Annotated in this window: 15 protein-coding genes; all 15 read right to left on the reverse strand. The window is 43.5% G+C overall.

Translation table 11 applies throughout. From position 1 onward, the window contains the following. Window positions 1-27: 27 nt before the first annotated feature. Complete coding sequence (locus D5281_RS03260) at window positions 28-939, reverse strand: restriction endonuclease (protein WP_160558725.1); 912 nt, start codon at window positions 937-939, stop codon at window positions 28-30. Window positions 940-1,042: 103 nt separating this feature from the next. Continuing rightward, window positions 1,043-1,354 (reverse strand): hypothetical protein, encoded by a 312-nt coding sequence (locus D5281_RS03265; protein ID WP_160558726.1) that lies wholly within the window; start codon window positions 1,352-1,354, stop codon window positions 1,043-1,045. 134 nt (window positions 1,355-1,488) lie between these two features. Next, window positions 1,489-1,935, reverse strand: a complete 447-nt coding sequence (locus D5281_RS03270; protein ID WP_160558727.1) for a very short patch repair endonuclease — start codon at window positions 1,933-1,935, stop codon at window positions 1,489-1,491. Window positions 1,936-1,982: 47 nt separating this feature from the next. Beyond that, complete coding sequence (locus tag D5281_RS03275; RefSeq protein WP_160558728.1) at window positions 1,983-3,191, reverse strand: hypothetical protein; 1,209 nt, start codon at window positions 3,189-3,191, stop codon at window positions 1,983-1,985. A 126-nt stretch (window positions 3,192-3,317) separates the two neighbouring features. Continuing rightward, window positions 3,318-4,325, reverse strand: coding sequence for a PD-(D/E)XK nuclease family protein (locus tag D5281_RS03280; protein ID WP_160558729.1), 1,008 nt, complete (start codon window positions 4,323-4,325; stop codon window positions 3,318-3,320). A 123-nt stretch (window positions 4,326-4,448) separates the two neighbouring features. Then, window positions 4,449-5,447: a DUF6508 domain-containing protein gene (locus D5281_RS25385; protein ID WP_277935146.1), complete on the reverse strand. Its 999-nt coding sequence runs from the start codon at window positions 5,445-5,447 to the stop codon at window positions 4,449-4,451. 77 nt (window positions 5,448-5,524) lie between these two features. Then, the gene (locus D5281_RS03290) at window positions 5,525-5,716 is read right to left on the reverse strand and encodes a hypothetical protein (RefSeq protein ID WP_160558730.1); all 192 of its coding nucleotides are present in this window, start codon (window positions 5,714-5,716) and stop codon (window positions 5,525-5,527) included. Between the two features lie 59 nt (window positions 5,717-5,775). After that, window positions 5,776-6,387 (reverse strand): hypothetical protein, encoded by a 612-nt coding sequence (locus tag D5281_RS03295; protein ID WP_160558731.1) that lies wholly within the window; start codon window positions 6,385-6,387, stop codon window positions 5,776-5,778. A gap of 82 nt (window positions 6,388-6,469) precedes the next feature. Next, a complete protein-coding gene (locus tag D5281_RS03300) occupies window positions 6,470-6,667 on the reverse strand; it encodes a hypothetical protein (RefSeq protein WP_160558732.1) in 198 nt (65 codons plus the stop codon). Then, window positions 6,664-6,960: a hypothetical protein gene (locus D5281_RS03305; protein ID WP_160558733.1), complete on the reverse strand. Its 297-nt coding sequence runs from the start codon at window positions 6,958-6,960 to the stop codon at window positions 6,664-6,666. The genes D5281_RS03300 and D5281_RS03305 overlap by 4 nt, the downstream gene beginning before the upstream one ends. A gap of 89 nt (window positions 6,961-7,049) precedes the next feature. Continuing rightward, the gene (locus D5281_RS03310; protein WP_160558734.1) at window positions 7,050-8,270 is read right to left on the reverse strand and encodes a YifB family Mg chelatase-like AAA ATPase; all 1,221 of its coding nucleotides are present in this window, start codon (window positions 8,268-8,270) and stop codon (window positions 7,050-7,052) included. 301 nt (window positions 8,271-8,571) lie between these two features. Then, window positions 8,572-9,204 carry an RNA polymerase sporulation sigma factor SigK gene (gene sigK / locus D5281_RS03315; RefSeq protein WP_160558735.1) on the reverse strand — a complete coding sequence of 211 codons (633 nt, stop codon included), beginning with the start codon at window positions 9,202-9,204 and terminating at the stop codon, window positions 8,572-8,574. A 48-nt stretch (window positions 9,205-9,252) separates the two neighbouring features. Beyond that, a complete protein-coding gene (gene hemW / locus D5281_RS03320) occupies window positions 9,253-10,527 on the reverse strand; it encodes a radical SAM family heme chaperone HemW (protein WP_160558736.1) in 1,275 nt (424 codons plus the stop codon). A gap of 25 nt (window positions 10,528-10,552) precedes the next feature. Next, window positions 10,553-12,364 (reverse strand): translation elongation factor 4, encoded by a 1,812-nt coding sequence (gene lepA / locus D5281_RS03325; RefSeq protein WP_160558737.1) that lies wholly within the window; start codon window positions 12,362-12,364, stop codon window positions 10,553-10,555. A 91-nt stretch (window positions 12,365-12,455) separates the two neighbouring features. Then, window positions 12,456-13,781: a stage II sporulation protein P gene (locus tag D5281_RS03330; RefSeq protein WP_160558738.1), complete on the reverse strand. Its 1,326-nt coding sequence runs from the start codon at window positions 13,779-13,781 to the stop codon at window positions 12,456-12,458. Between the last annotated feature and the right edge of the window lie 101 nt (window positions 13,782-13,882).

The following is a 13,882-nucleotide window of genomic DNA, read 5'->3' on the forward strand; positions in this document are numbered from 1 at the left end:
AATCAAAAGGAACGCTCGTTTTTCCATTTATGGTATAATCACTTGTTGGTTGTTCAAATTTATAAACTCGCCGCGAAATGCATTAAGAGATGGCTCTCCCTGATTTATCAGTGCCTGCACAAACGTCTGGTAATTTGTAAATAGCATCCTGTTTTCATCAACCATTATTGGAATAGGTCCTGCAACAGCAGGGGTTGAATTATCTTCCTTAATCGCGATGATTGCCAGTGTCCAGTTATAGTTTTTCAAGTCCGGCAAGTTGGCTGAAGCTAATTTATTCATCAAATAATCATACAGCACTGTACCAACACAGAAAGCTATTCCATAACCTTTCCAAGTCTTCATAGCAATATTGCCTTTAACAATAAATTGCTCCTGCTGCCGCCTCCATGCGTTAGTTTCTAATGTAGATGCCTCTGTCTCCGTCCGTAAAAGAGCATTTGTACGATTAGGATTTGTTTCCCAGATTCTCAGCAAATCGGTAATTCTTCCCGTATTGGAAGTCTCACCCCCGCCCTGCATTTCAAGAACCATTCTATCCGGTCCAGAATAATCCGATCGCCCACTATCAAGCGATATTATGTAATCGGCATTATATTTTGTCCCTTCTACCACGTTCAACCGTTCTTCACGCTTCACACATACCTGATCAGGTGTTACGCCCGGCCCAAACAAATGGCGTGCTATGTCAAGCAGTATTTCCTGCTGATGCTGACATAAGGGTAAATCCTTTTTTGTATTGCAAAGTCTATCAGAGCAAACAATCCACATAGTGCCATCTGGTTTTCTGACAGAACAGACCGGCGGGTTACCGCTTTTAAGTTTTTTACAAGTATTCCCTGAAGAAAATGGACAAATGCCTACCCCTGCAATAGGCTGAATCGTAGGTACATCCACATCTGTTCTCTGTCCATAATATTCGGCAACCGAAACACCCATATTGCCACCCCCTATCAATGATAAAACATTATATCACTGATTCGACAAAATGTACATTATTATACGCCCTTTTTCTTCATTCGACCTGTCTCTTATTACACCCTTACATCGTATCCATTTGCATATAATGACTCTCACTTACTTGTTTACCGGTTTCGTCAATAAGACTAATGTCGAAATGGTTGGTATCAGGGCGAAGCTCGAATGTCCGGCTATGGTCATAAGAAGTAATCACTTCCTCTACTGCACCACCATCTTCTCCCACGTATTTTGTATGCGAAATCACATCCGCGCCATTATCTTCAATATCAATTTTTTTAACGCCTTCCTGCTCTAACTGCACGGGTGCCTTCCCACATTTCCCATTCGAACTACGGAATTGGCATAATTCACTGTAAATTCCTGCCGCTTTCATTACACGTCCTCCTACATTACATATATTCTCACCTTAATTTGTGGTTGATTTATAAATAAACATTATATGACAAATTGCACTTATACACAAGGAAAAACAAACCTTTACCCAAATATAGTACTTAGCTTGACCTTTCACACACTATCAAAAGAATCAACCATATTGTCAAAAATACTTTCCTCTATGACTTTAACACATTCATCCATATTCTTCTGTATCTCACTGCCCCAAAAATGGATAACTGTCCAGCCTAAAAAAAGTAATGCCTTATCATTTTCAGAGTCCCTCTCCATATTCCTTTCTATCTTTTTAATCCAATATTCCGGATTGCTCCCTTTTTCCAGTCTTGGTCTAAGCACTTGGCACCAATCTTTCCCATGAAAAAAATCACTATCACAAAAAACCGCAATTTTGTACTTAGTAAGTGTGATATCCGGTGTCCCTGGTAAAATTTTGTAATTCTTCCTATAGCGATACCCTTTATGCCACAATGCTCTCCGTAACTGAATTTCAATAGATGTATCCTTAGACTTGATATTTTGCATAACTTTGTGTCGTTGCTCAGGTGATAAAACATCCATAGCATTACCTCCCCATAAATTAAGGCACCTCTTATTGTTCAATGGTACTATCCAAAGGCGATGCCATATAATTTGCAAAACAGGTTCAGCATACAATTGTCATCGCAGACCAAATACTCAGCATCATGGGAATATTTACACCCTCGATATCCATCCATGCTGCTACAAATTTCCAATAGCGGGCATTCTTTCTCAACTAATCTACCATCTTCGTCAAGCATTTCGTACAAAACAAATGGCCCCAGCAGATATCGGGTTTCTATATCTTTCCCGCCTTTATATGCACCTGAATAAAAGTAATTTCGATTATCAAGCATAATCGGAAACTCAAGAAGATTTATCACCGTCTGTATACATCCATATCTTATATGGGCATCTTCAGAAAATAGGCATAGGCTAAGAAATATATTCGATTGATCTCTCAATTCGCACCCTAACTCAAATCTTGATATAATCCACTCCCTAATATCTTTAAACTCAGGTATTTCCCCCGGGTATAAACACGCCAGGATATCCTCTATTCTCTGCTTTCTCCCTCTGAATCCAATATTATAATTTTCTGAAACATACTTTTCCAGTATCCTTACATCTTTGGTTAAAAATTTATCCCTTTTCATTTTCCGAAGCAACTTCACAAAAAATACGCCAGAATTACACTCCAGCAATGCAAATTCACATAAGGCCAACACAATCATGTCATCAGCCATCTCGGGGTATTCCTTCTCACATATTAGCTGGCAAATATTATATGGAAACTCATTTTCACGCACTTTAACTTCATAAAGTCTCTTCTCTGACAGATATGCCATACTTTCCGCAATACACGCTCCTCCGAAAACAAATTCTTTATTTCCGTTATAAACCACCTTCACATACTCCCAATCCGATTCCCCATATTCGGCTTTATAGTCGGGATCTTCCTCAATACTGATTTTATTTATAACCACAAGGCTGTCCCTTATGCTGTCATACCCCCGAAAAAATGTGTAATAATCCCTATTTTGCTGGACTTCATTATCCTCTCCGACTTCAATAAGATTCAATTTAAGCAGCAGTTCCTGCAAATTATAGTTATATGTCATATAGCCATATGTCGTGGACACATCTTGGATAAAGTGGCAGTATTCATGCATAAACGTGCCTTTCTGCTCATCCCTATTCCCTTCAAAATTATCAAAATTTAATGATGAGTCCATTTTCATAAGCATATATGATGGATAATATGCCCCTGCCCCGCTGTCAAATAAGCTGACCACTTTATATCCTCCAACACGGGTAAAGGATTATCTCACATTCCAAACCTGCATGAACGATAATCCCCTCTCCTTTTTCTCTTACAGATTACAGGCAATGCTTAGAATCCACAGAATATTTGCCCACTGTTATGTATTTCTCGCCTTTGAAATCTCCATTGCCTCTGTAATCGTATCCGATGTAAGGAGCGTGTCAAGCTGCGCCCATACACGGTTCGACATCACAATTTTGTCCCCTGTGCGGACATCCTTTGGCGGTGTGATTGCCGGTCCGAGCTCATACACAAAATGCGTCCTTGAAAGTTCTGTATCCGGTATTTCCGGGACAAACGGGTGAAGGTTATCCGTAACAGTATATTTTTCTATATGATGGATCGATTGCAGTTTCCCATGGTATCTGAACGCAATGTATGTCAGCGGCTCCTTAGGCCACCCGCCTTTCCCACCGCCGATCGGGCAGCAGTACCTATTGTACTTCCTGACAATATCCACATATGTGATTCCTGCGGTTTCCTTTTTCCCTTCTGATGTTGCGATTTCCACTTCACCCAAGCCAAGCGATACAACATATACCCAATTTGTGTCCTTATTCTGTGTAGTCATTATTCTTTTAATATACCTCTCTAATTCCCCAAGAATATAATTCTGTTTGCCCGCAGTCTTTATCCGCAGTCCCCCTGCGAGGTCACATATCACCATCCACGGAAGGTGAAGCACCGTAGTTCCTGGTATTATCGGCAGCCGCTTTTTTGCATATATCTCCGTGCATTCCGACATGGACACAATTGCTTTCATTTTAGCAGGATTTCTGACGAACCCCTCCCTTTTCGAATACAGTTTTAACTGTGACTCTCCCGGAAGAATCCACCCCCGTTTTGCTTCAATGATAATATAGAATTTTTGGTTGTCTGTGATTTCCAGGTCGGTAATGCCCCCGTCCTTTTCATATTCTTGGTACCGGATCACGGCATTGCCCGCATCCACGCTTACATGGAGCAGATGCTCAATGACCTTCTCCAGCAGATTAGGGCATTTCACAAAAGCCCATGCTATGCTTTTGGTTATATCATTTTCCCTGTCGCCTATAAGGTCAAAAATCGTCTCGACCTTTTCGTTGTATGCAAATAATTCTGCCATTAATCCCACTCCTCAGAAACAGACTGCCCAACCAATAAACCATATGAAAATTATACAATAGAATGATAAGGCTTGCAATATGGATACCAGTGTCACACCACCGTCATGAATCTGCAGGGGCTGTTATTTCTGCTCTTCTTCTCCGGCATCCTGCCAAAGCACAAAATCCACCTTTTTCAAATCTGTAAACCCTGTTTTGGGGAAAGCCTCATCGAAAGCCCGGATGACCGCTTTCCCATCATCGGATGCCACATAGTTAAGGAAATCCCTCTTGTACCGCTTATAACGGTCAAGTATCTTCTTTTCCCTGTCTTTTGTTCCATAGGCTGGTATCTTATAGCCAAAATGCCTGTCCGTGACATTCCTGTCCCATATCGGCTGCTCCGGATCAAGCGTATGTACCAGCTTGCTCGAAAATGAAACCTCCAGTGTTCCGTATTTCAGGAAATATGACAGTGCGTCTTCGAACGAAAGCCCCGTCTCTTTACACCGCTCCATATACGCAAAATAATCCCGCCGGAATTCCTTCGGGTACCTGCCGAGCGTATAAAAGTTCTCATATGTCTTCTGGAAACCTTCATCCAGGGACACATCAACCCGCCGCACATTCTCCATGATGAACCGATACCGCTCTATGCCGGTAAGCATCTTAGATTTTGCCAATATTGCCGGGAGCCTCCTTAAATCAAATATCTTATCGCTCGTACCTATGACGCCCCCGTCAATCTCTTTCAGGCGCTCAAGCCACCTCTGTATGCTCCCTTTCTGGAAGAAGCCAAGCAGCGCCCCATCGCAGAACCTCTCCGCCCTGACTGCCCCCAGCAAGAGGGCCATAACACATATTCCATCCTTGCCGGAAACATCCACGGCATCCATGGAGACACTCCCCCATTTGATCCCGTTTTGTTCCAGAATATCCCTATATCGGTTCAGGCCGTATTCCGGATGGTTCTTTTCAAATGTGTACACTGCATCCATAAATTTTCTCACAAGTCCCGAATACGACACAAAAGGCATCTGGATTGGATGTTCCGGACTCCCGTCATTTTCATGGTCAATAATCCAGCTCCCATATTCCCCCTGCGGAAGTTCTCCTAAAATATCTGTAAGTCCCTCATACATCTTTACCGTCTCCTCTTTCTGTGTCTTCCTATTACCGGCTCAGCCCTGCCCTTTTCCCACATATATCTGCAGGATTGTTATGAGCAGTTGACGCTTATGCCTGCTTCCCTGCCAGAATCCCCATCCCTCTTTTTTGCCGATTCATATATCTGGACAATGTCTTCCCGTGGAAACTTAGGGAAGACAGCAATAACCCCATCAATATCAAGCCCGCACCTGCACATGGATTCTACGGCACGTTTATCCTGTTCCTGCATCATTACCTCCATATTAGCCAATCTTCTGTTTGAAAACCTCCCACACCCATGTGATAAGCCTTAATTCCCTGTTAGCAGCAGGACAATTGTTTTATCCCTTCCTGCCTTTCTATCATCAGGAACAGGCTGTCCAGCCTTTTGGCGCTGCGTTTCTCCTCCCGCTTCTTCGCAGTCCTGTAATACAGTTTCTGCCGTTCCGTATTCTGCGGCAGTTTACGGTAATCCTTCGGCGCGTTCTGTTTGAATTCATCATGCTCCTTTATGTATTTCAGATACTTCATGATGCTTCCGGCCTCCGGCATATCGCCTTGGCGGTGGAATGGCACCTTTTCTACATCTTCCAGGCAAATTCTCCCGTTCACATAGTTCCTATGGAGAAGGATAAACCTTTGTTCCCTGATTTTATATACGATTTTCCAGCATCCAACATCCGTCCGCACATAGACTTTCTTATCCTTTAAATCCACATCCATGTTGGACTGCCCCGCATACCTCTCAATCCTGCCCTTTTCCAGCTTATAGAGGAATTCAATGCCATCACAACACTTACATGGACGGTACCCCTTCCATTCCGCATCCTCCCATTCCATCTTAATCCGGTTCCTCTTCTGGATTTTTCCCACATACCGGCACTCCGGCCTGTGGTACACCATATCAGATGAATTCCTGCTCATGATTCTCATACCCTTCCGCTCCTTTCCCTAGGTTGGTTTTCTTTATAAGATAAGGATATCAGAATATGTGTCCCAAAAAACGGACTCAATACTATAGTTTTTCAAAGCTATCCTCTATACACTCCAAATAAATATGCTCTTCATCATTCAAATTGAGCAGTTCCATATGACGCTCTACTGTCAGGGCGTTCCGATTCGTAACCGGCACTATTTCACTTTCTCCCGTCACCCTATCCACCCTCAGATACTTCCGTACATTAACCAGACTAAAATAAATCTTCTGTTTCATATTCTCCCCTTTCCCTTCCAGGCTTTCTTTCGCCCGTTCATCTGAAATTCATCATGTGACTTAATCCCAGACACTGCCGCCGTCAGATTACAAGCTGTCCCTTGGGCATGATATTCATCAGAGGCATTATGCTTATGATAAATTACGAAATGTCGGAATGTGGGATACTCCCTCTCAATCAGGTGCCAATAATGCCCTGTGTTCTTTGACCTCAATGTGACCGTAAATGCCCCTGTCTGCAATACCTCAAAATAGTTCCCTTCAACCCTTTTTAGTTCTTCTGTTGTTATCATAATAATCTCCTGTGTGAAAATACCGGCTCAAAAGTCTCTTTCACTATGTAGCAATCTTTCTCCAACCATTTAACGATTGCCTGCTATCGTTAAAAAGAGGTGCAAAATATCCAATGGGGCTGTCTCAATATTACCGCAATTTGCCCCAAAATCCAATAGGTCACTCTGCCCAAACCTTGAAATGCCTTGTTTTCCAGCAATTTTGTAGGTTTCCATTGTATCAATTTCGTTGTTGCGATGTTCATGGCCCCCACCAGCATCACATCTGCCGGAAAGGTAAAAGAACCGCTACTGCGGTCAATCTGTATGGATTTCTCCTCTAAGGGTTGACGCAGCAAATCAAGTGTCTGCCTTTTAAACTCCGGCAGCTCGTCCAGGAAAAGCACGCCTCTGTGCGCCAAACTGATCACGCCCGGCTTGGGAACCTTCCCGCCTCCTGAAAGCGCCTGGGGAGAAATGGTGTGATGCGGATTTAAAAAAGGTCTTTCTCTTAAAAGACAGCTTCCTTTGGGAAGCTTACCTGCAATGCTGTAGATGGAGGAAACCTCCAGATTTTCCTCCAAAGAAAGGTCCGGCAAAATCGTGGGAATCCGCTTTGCAATCATGGTTTTTCCTCCGCCTGGCGGCCCCTTAATCAGCAAATGGTGAAATCCGGCGGCTGCAATCAGCGCAGCACGCTTCACGCTTTCCTGTCCCACAATCTCTGAGAAGTCTACCTCATATCCATCCCCCTGCGCAAGCTCCCCCAAAAGCAAATTTATGTCCATCTGTTCCGGCGGCAGCTTTATATCCTGCTCCTGCGCTGACAGTTTTAAATAATCGATAACCTGGCTCAGTTCCAAAACGCCTGCTGTCTTTAGACCTGCCAGTGCGGCTTCTTTCGCATTTTCCTTCGGTACAATGCACTTTCGGACACCCGCTTTAAAAGCCCCTGCCGCTATAGGCAGTACACCTTTCACAGGCCTGATTTCTCCATTCAATCCCAGCTCTCCCATTACAAGTATGCCCTCTGCTGATGCAGGCGGAATTTTTTCCATAGCAGCAAGTACTCCAATTGCAATAGGCAAATCAAAGCCCGTGCCTGCCTTCCTCAAATCGGCCGGTGAAAGGTTTACTGCAACGTGCATAGGCGGCATACGAATCCCCATGTTCTTAAGCGCAACCCTTACCCTCTCTCCCGACTCTTTCACCTCACTGCTAAGGCTTCCTACCATAACAAAGCAGGGCAGTCCTGATGACAGATCCACCTCTACCTGAATCAGATTGCCTTCAACGCCATAAACCGTCCCTGACAAAATTGTGCTAAACAAAAAATCCCTCCTTACTATACCTGACCAATGTATCCTTTACCTGAATTTTCAAGGGAATCATTTTAAAAGAATCCATGCTATCAAGAATGTAAAAATTGAAATAAACACTGTCGCAACAACTTGCGTACCTGTTTATTGATGAAAAATAGACATATCCCAATGGGATATACTTCAAACGAATATATCCTGACAGGATATGCCTACTTTATACGAAACCAAGAGAAAAAGCAATTAAAATTTTATAAAAATTATGCGACTTGAAGGTCTGGTACACTTTTCTCTGATATTCCTGTTCTTTCCTTCACTCTGCAAAGCCCTCCCGCAGCTTCAATAACGCCCGTTTTTCTATTCGTGACACATAGCTTCTTGAAATATGAAGAAGCTCCCCTATCTCCCTCTGGGTCACCTCTTTTCCTGTCACAAGCCCGTACCTTAAACAAATAATCTGCCTCTCCCTTTCGGTTAACACCTCTCCTAAAAGCTTAACCAGCTTTTTGGTATTTTCATATAACGCCATCTGCTCCGTAATGTCATCCTGCTCGTGCTCTATGATATCCAGAAGATTAATTTCGTTCCCTTCCTTATCTGTTCCAATGGGCTCAAACAAGGATACCTCCCCCCGGCTCTTTTTCTTAGAGCGAAGGAGCATAAGCAGTTCATTGTCAATACACCTGGAAGCATATGTACTGAGTTTTCCTTTCCCCGCGTCAAAGGAAGATATTGCTTTAATCAGTCCTATCGTGCCTATTGATATCAAGTCCTCCATATCCTCATCAACATTTTGATATTTTTTGGCAATGTGGGCCACCAGACGCAGGTTCCTCTCAATTAGTATTTCCTTTGCCGCGGCAGCCTCATCGCGGTTCCCCTTCTGTAGCGCCTGTATATAATGGGCTTCCTCCGCTGCTGATAATGGTTTTTGAAAGGTCTTCAAAGGGCGCCCCCAAAGTCATTTTTATTATTCTATGACTTTGGAGGGCCTCTAGTGCCTTTCCAACAAAAATTCTGCCATGACTCTATTGCTGACATCCATTCCAAAGGGGGTAAGGGCAATCCAATTCTCTCCGGTTAAGGGCTCCTTTCTTAATAGAAGCAGACCTTGCCGGCAAAATTCACCCACAATGCCCGGATAAACCTCGTCAATGCTCTTTCCAAAGGTCCGCAGAAATTCATTTTCACATACCCCATCTTTCATGCGAAGGCCTAAAAACATAAATTCCTCCATTTGATCCTCAATAGAAAGTACCTGCACATCCTCCTTTATCAAGTCCTCTTCCAAATTCTTTTTCAAAACATATGAATTTTTATTCATTGTTTCAAATCCGCCCGAATTTTTATGTTTTTCATTCCAGTCTCTTTTTAAATTATTTTTGTTATTCAAAAAGAATTCTACATACTTTTCTCTGTCTCCGGTATTACGAAACCGTATATTTTCTACCATGGATGCGGCTCCTATCCCGAATCCTGCATAGTTTCCCCTGCGCCAATAAACCGTATTATGTCTGCACATATGTCCAGGCAGTGCATAATTAGAAATTTCATATTGCAGATATCCTTTTTTATGTAAAAAATCAGCAGTTATTTTATTTAATTCTCTTTCCAGATCTTCATCCGGCAATTCTGGTGTTTTTTCATAAAAGGGTGTGCCTTCCTCTATCATCAGACTATACGCAGAAATATGGGAAGGCATTTGCACAATATCTGTTATTCTTTGTAATGTATCCAAAAGGCTCTCAACGCTCTGTCCCGGAACACCCGTCATCAAATCAACATTTATATTGGAAATTCCAGCTTTCAAGGCCATTTCATAGGTCATGAGAAAATCCTCATAAGTGTGAATCCGTCCAAGGGCTTTCAGTTCCTCCTTCTTCGCTGACTGCAGCCCAATGCTCAGTCTGTTTCCCCCGGTCTCCTTAAAATTTACAAGTTTTTCCCATGTTACAGTGCCCGGATTAGCCTCCATAGAAATCTCGCAGTCATCGCTCACTTTATAATTCTCATGAACTTTATTGAAAATCATGCTGATGCTTTCACCTTCCAGCAAAGAAGGAGTCCCGCCTCCCATAAAGATGGAATTTACCGTATAGTCCCGATACCTTTTGCTCTCCTTATCTATTTCTCTGCACAAGGCTTCCACATAATCTGCCCTCTGCCTCTCTCCTGCCGGCGCTGACAAAAAGTCGCAATAAAAACATTTGCGCACGCAAAAAGGGATATGAATATATATCCCTAATGACTTTTGTTCCCCTCTTTCCATTCCTCAAAACTCCTTATTTCAGCAATTATTTATCATCCAGCTTCAAAACGCTCATAAATGCTTTCTGGGGTATCTCTACACTGCCAATCTGGCGCATACGCTTTTTTCCCTCTTTCTGCTTCTCAAGCAGCTTCTTTTTGCGGGTAATGTCGCCGCCATAGCATTTGGCAATTACGTCCTTGCGCACTGCCTTGACAGTCTCTCTTGCAATAATCTTGCCGCCAATAGCCGCCTGAATGGGAATTTCAAATAGATGCCTTGGTATTTCCTCTTTCAGCTTTTCACACATCTTCCTGCCTCTCTCATAGGCACTGTCCTTATGGACAATAAAAGATAAGGCATCCACTTCCTCCCGGTTAATCAAAATGTCTAACTTTACAAGCTCTGACTGCTCATAGCCTTTTAATTCATAATCAAAGGAGGCATAACCGCGGGAACGGGATTTAAGCGCATCAAAAAAATCATATATAATCTCGTTTAAAGGCAGCTCGTATTTCAGCAGCGCTCTTGTGGATTCCATATATTCCATTCCCAGATACCTGCCCCGCCGTTCCTGGCAAAGCTCCATAATGGGGCCGATAAATTCCGTAACCACCATAATTTCCGCCGAAACCACCGGCTCCTCCATGTATTCTATGACCGAAGGGTCAGGCAGATTTGAGGGATTGGTTAGCTCTATCACTTCTCCGTCCGTTTTGCGCACCTTATAGACAACCCCCGGGGCAGTTGTCACCAAATCCAGATTATACTCCCTCTCTAACCGCTCCTGGATAATTTCCAGGTGCAAAAGCCCTAAAAATCCACATCTGAATCCAAATCCGAGAGCGATAGATGTTTCCGGCTCATAACGCAGGGATGCATCGTTTAGCTGCAATTTTTCAAGAGCATCCCGCAGATCCGGGTATTTGGCGCCATCTGCCGGGTAAATACCGCAGTACACCATAGAATTAACCTTTTTATAACCTGGTAAAGGCTCTGCACAGGGATTTTTCGCATCTGTAATGGTATCCCCTACCGCCGTGTCCTTTACATTTTTGATGGATGCCGTAATGTAGCCAACCATGCCGGCCGTAAGCTCATCACACGGGATAAACTGTCCGGCGCCAAAGTATCCCACCTCCACCACTTCACATTTTGCACCGGTAGCCATCATCTGAATGCTTGTCCCCTTAGCAACCCTGCCTTCCATAACACGGCAAAAAACAATCACGCCCTTATAAGAATCGTAAAGGGAATCAAAAATAAGGGCCTTCAGCGGATTGTCCGGATTGCCTCCAGGCGCCGGAATCTTTTCGATAATGGCTTCTAACACGTCATCAATGCCTATCCCATTTTTGGCTGAAATAAGCGGCGCATCCATTGCCTCAATGCCAATTACGTCCTCTATTTCATTTTTTACTCTATCCGGCTCTGCACTGGGCAGGTCAATCTTATTGATAACCGGAAAGACCTCCAGATTATGGTCAAGGGCCAGATAAACATTGGCAAGGGTCTGGGCTTCAATCCCCTGGGCAGCATCCACCACCAGGACAGCGCCATCGCAGGCGGCAAGGCTTCTGCTGACCTCATAATTAAAATCCACATGGCCCGGTGTATCAATCAGGTTAAGAATATATTCCTCCCCATCCTTTGCCTTGTAAATAGTGCGCACAGCCTGGGCTTTTATGGTGATTCCCCGCTCCCGCTCTAAGTCCATATTGTCAAGAACCTGGGCCTGCATTTCCCGGCTGGTCAAGAGCCCGGTCTTTTCTATAATCCGGTCCGCTAAGGTGGACTTGCCGTGGTCAATGTGTGCAACAATACAAAAATTTCTGATTTTACTTTGATCTATACTCATAGGTACCTCCTAAACGCTGTTCATCCTTTACCCAATATCCATATTTTTGTGAAAACATGCAGACTATGATTTTTATCCTCATATTATCATATCACATCCCGCCATTCAAGACAATGGAAAGGATGTGCGCCAAAGGATCGCAGGCATTCATAATTTCCTCCACCGTATTATTCTGCGCGCCAAGCTCAATCAGCATGCATTTAGGCTTTAAATGCATATTAAACCGATAAGCCTTAAGGTATACTTTCCTTGCAATGCCCGGATAATATTCATTGGCGGCCACCTGCGCCTGAAAGGAAAAAGCAAGGTTATCCTGTATATAAGGATTTTCCAGGTATGTAATATCGCCGCTTTTGCGACCATAGCTCAGTCCGTTAAAAAACATGAATCTTGCGGTAGGCCTCCCCTGCAGATCCATCACCAGTTTCCGGTCTCCTGCCACCGCGTCCCGATGGAGATCAATCACCACCTCAATCGTTGGGTTTTCCTCCAAAATACGAGTTATGGCAGGCAAAGACTTATTATAAGCATCGTCCCGCTCACTGTCGTATTCCTCTGTATGGTGCAGCACTTTAAATCCGTACTTTTCCTCTAAAAGATGAGCCAGTTTATCTCCTGCTCCTATAATTGTAGTGGAGGAATCTCCTGGTATGGAATCTATAAATTCCTCTCTGGAATGGGTATGATAAATCAAAATCTGCGGCCCATCCGACTCCTTATTTACGGACAAATCCTGATATAGCAGCTTATTTAAATCCACATATTCTTCCTTTAGCATCGTGGAATTATCCATCGCATAAAAGTTGGAAACAATCGACTCATAATCCCATTTTTCCGACCAGTCATAGGTATAGGCCGGGTAGGCTGCCGCCTCAAATCCCTGTACCGTGTCATACTGGGCCGGGGCGTCTTCCGTATCCGGCTCCGGTTCCTGCACCGTATCTTCTTCCTGATGAATACTGTTTTCCCTCTCCATCTCCTCTAACATACTGTTTTCAATATGAAGCGCATCCTCCCCGTAATCCAGATTATCTTCATCTATATTTTTAACATCTTCATCCGTCCCCTCCTGATAACTGATTCTCTCTGCCATAAGGGAATCCTCCTGCTCCTTTACGGGCATCCCTTCATAGAGAAGATAGCTGTAGAGAAGAAACTGCCTTGCCATAAGCTGCTCTGTTTTCAAAAGAGAACTGTTTTCCCTGCTGCTTTCCTCCAAATAAAGCGGCAGCTTAAAATAGCTCTGCTCCATCTGATGGTTAAAGAAGACGGCAATCGTTTCTTTTATACCTGCAGCTCCACCGCTTTTTTCTTCCTTGTTCCTGAAAAAACTGATAAACCCACATATACTACAGGCAAACACCAGCCCTATTATGCCCCATTTTTTGATAATTCGTCTCCAATTACTTCTGATCACGGCAAGCACCCCACTATGGAAATATATGCTTATCCATCATCATTCATTCCCATATGCTCCACCAGCCGGTTGATTGTAAAGAAAGAACCTTGAAATGAAAT

The sequence above is a fragment of the Parablautia muri genome (assembly GCF_009917485.1).
In the GTDB taxonomy this organism is placed as follows: domain Bacteria; phylum Bacillota; class Clostridia; order Lachnospirales; family Lachnospiraceae; genus Suilimivivens; species Suilimivivens muri.

Bases quoted from the DNA above. Each gene is read 5' to 3' on its own strand.
- D5281_RS03305 (WP_160558733.1), bottom strand. From the start codon at position 6,960: ATGATAACAACAGAAGAACTAAAAAGGGTTGAAGGGAACTATTTTGAG.
- hemW (WP_160558736.1), bottom strand. From the start codon at position 10,527: ATGGAAAGAGGGGAACAAAAGTCATTAGGGATATATATTCATATCCCT.
- D5281_RS03270 (WP_160558727.1), bottom strand. From the start codon at position 1,935: ATGGATGTTTTATCACCTGAGCAACGACACAAAGTTATGCAAAATATC.
- D5281_RS03265 (WP_160558726.1), bottom strand. From the start codon at position 1,354: ATGAAAGCGGCAGGAATTTACAGTGAATTATGCCAATTCCGTAGTTCG.
- D5281_RS03300 (WP_160558732.1), bottom strand. From the start codon at position 6,667: ATGAAACAGAAGATTTATTTTAGTCTGGTTAATGTACGGAAGTATCTG.
- D5281_RS03290 (WP_160558730.1), bottom strand. From the start codon at position 5,716: ATGGAGGTAATGATGCAGGAACAGGATAAACGTGCCGTAGAATCCATG.
- D5281_RS03280 (WP_160558729.1), bottom strand. From the start codon at position 4,325: ATGGCAGAATTATTTGCATACAACGAAAAGGTCGAGACGATTTTTGAC.
- D5281_RS03260 (WP_160558725.1), bottom strand. From the start codon at position 939: ATGGGTGTTTCGGTTGCCGAATATTATGGACAGAGAACAGATGTGGAT.
- D5281_RS03295 (WP_160558731.1), bottom strand. From the start codon at position 6,387: ATGAGAATCATGAGCAGGAATTCATCTGATATGGTGTACCACAGGCCG.
- lepA (WP_160558737.1), bottom strand. From the start codon at position 12,364: ATGAGTATAGATCAAAGTAAAATCAGAAATTTTTGTATTGTTGCACAC.
- D5281_RS25385 (WP_277935146.1), bottom strand. From the start codon at position 5,447: ATGTATGAGGGACTTACAGATATTTTAGGAGAACTTCCGCAGGGGGAA.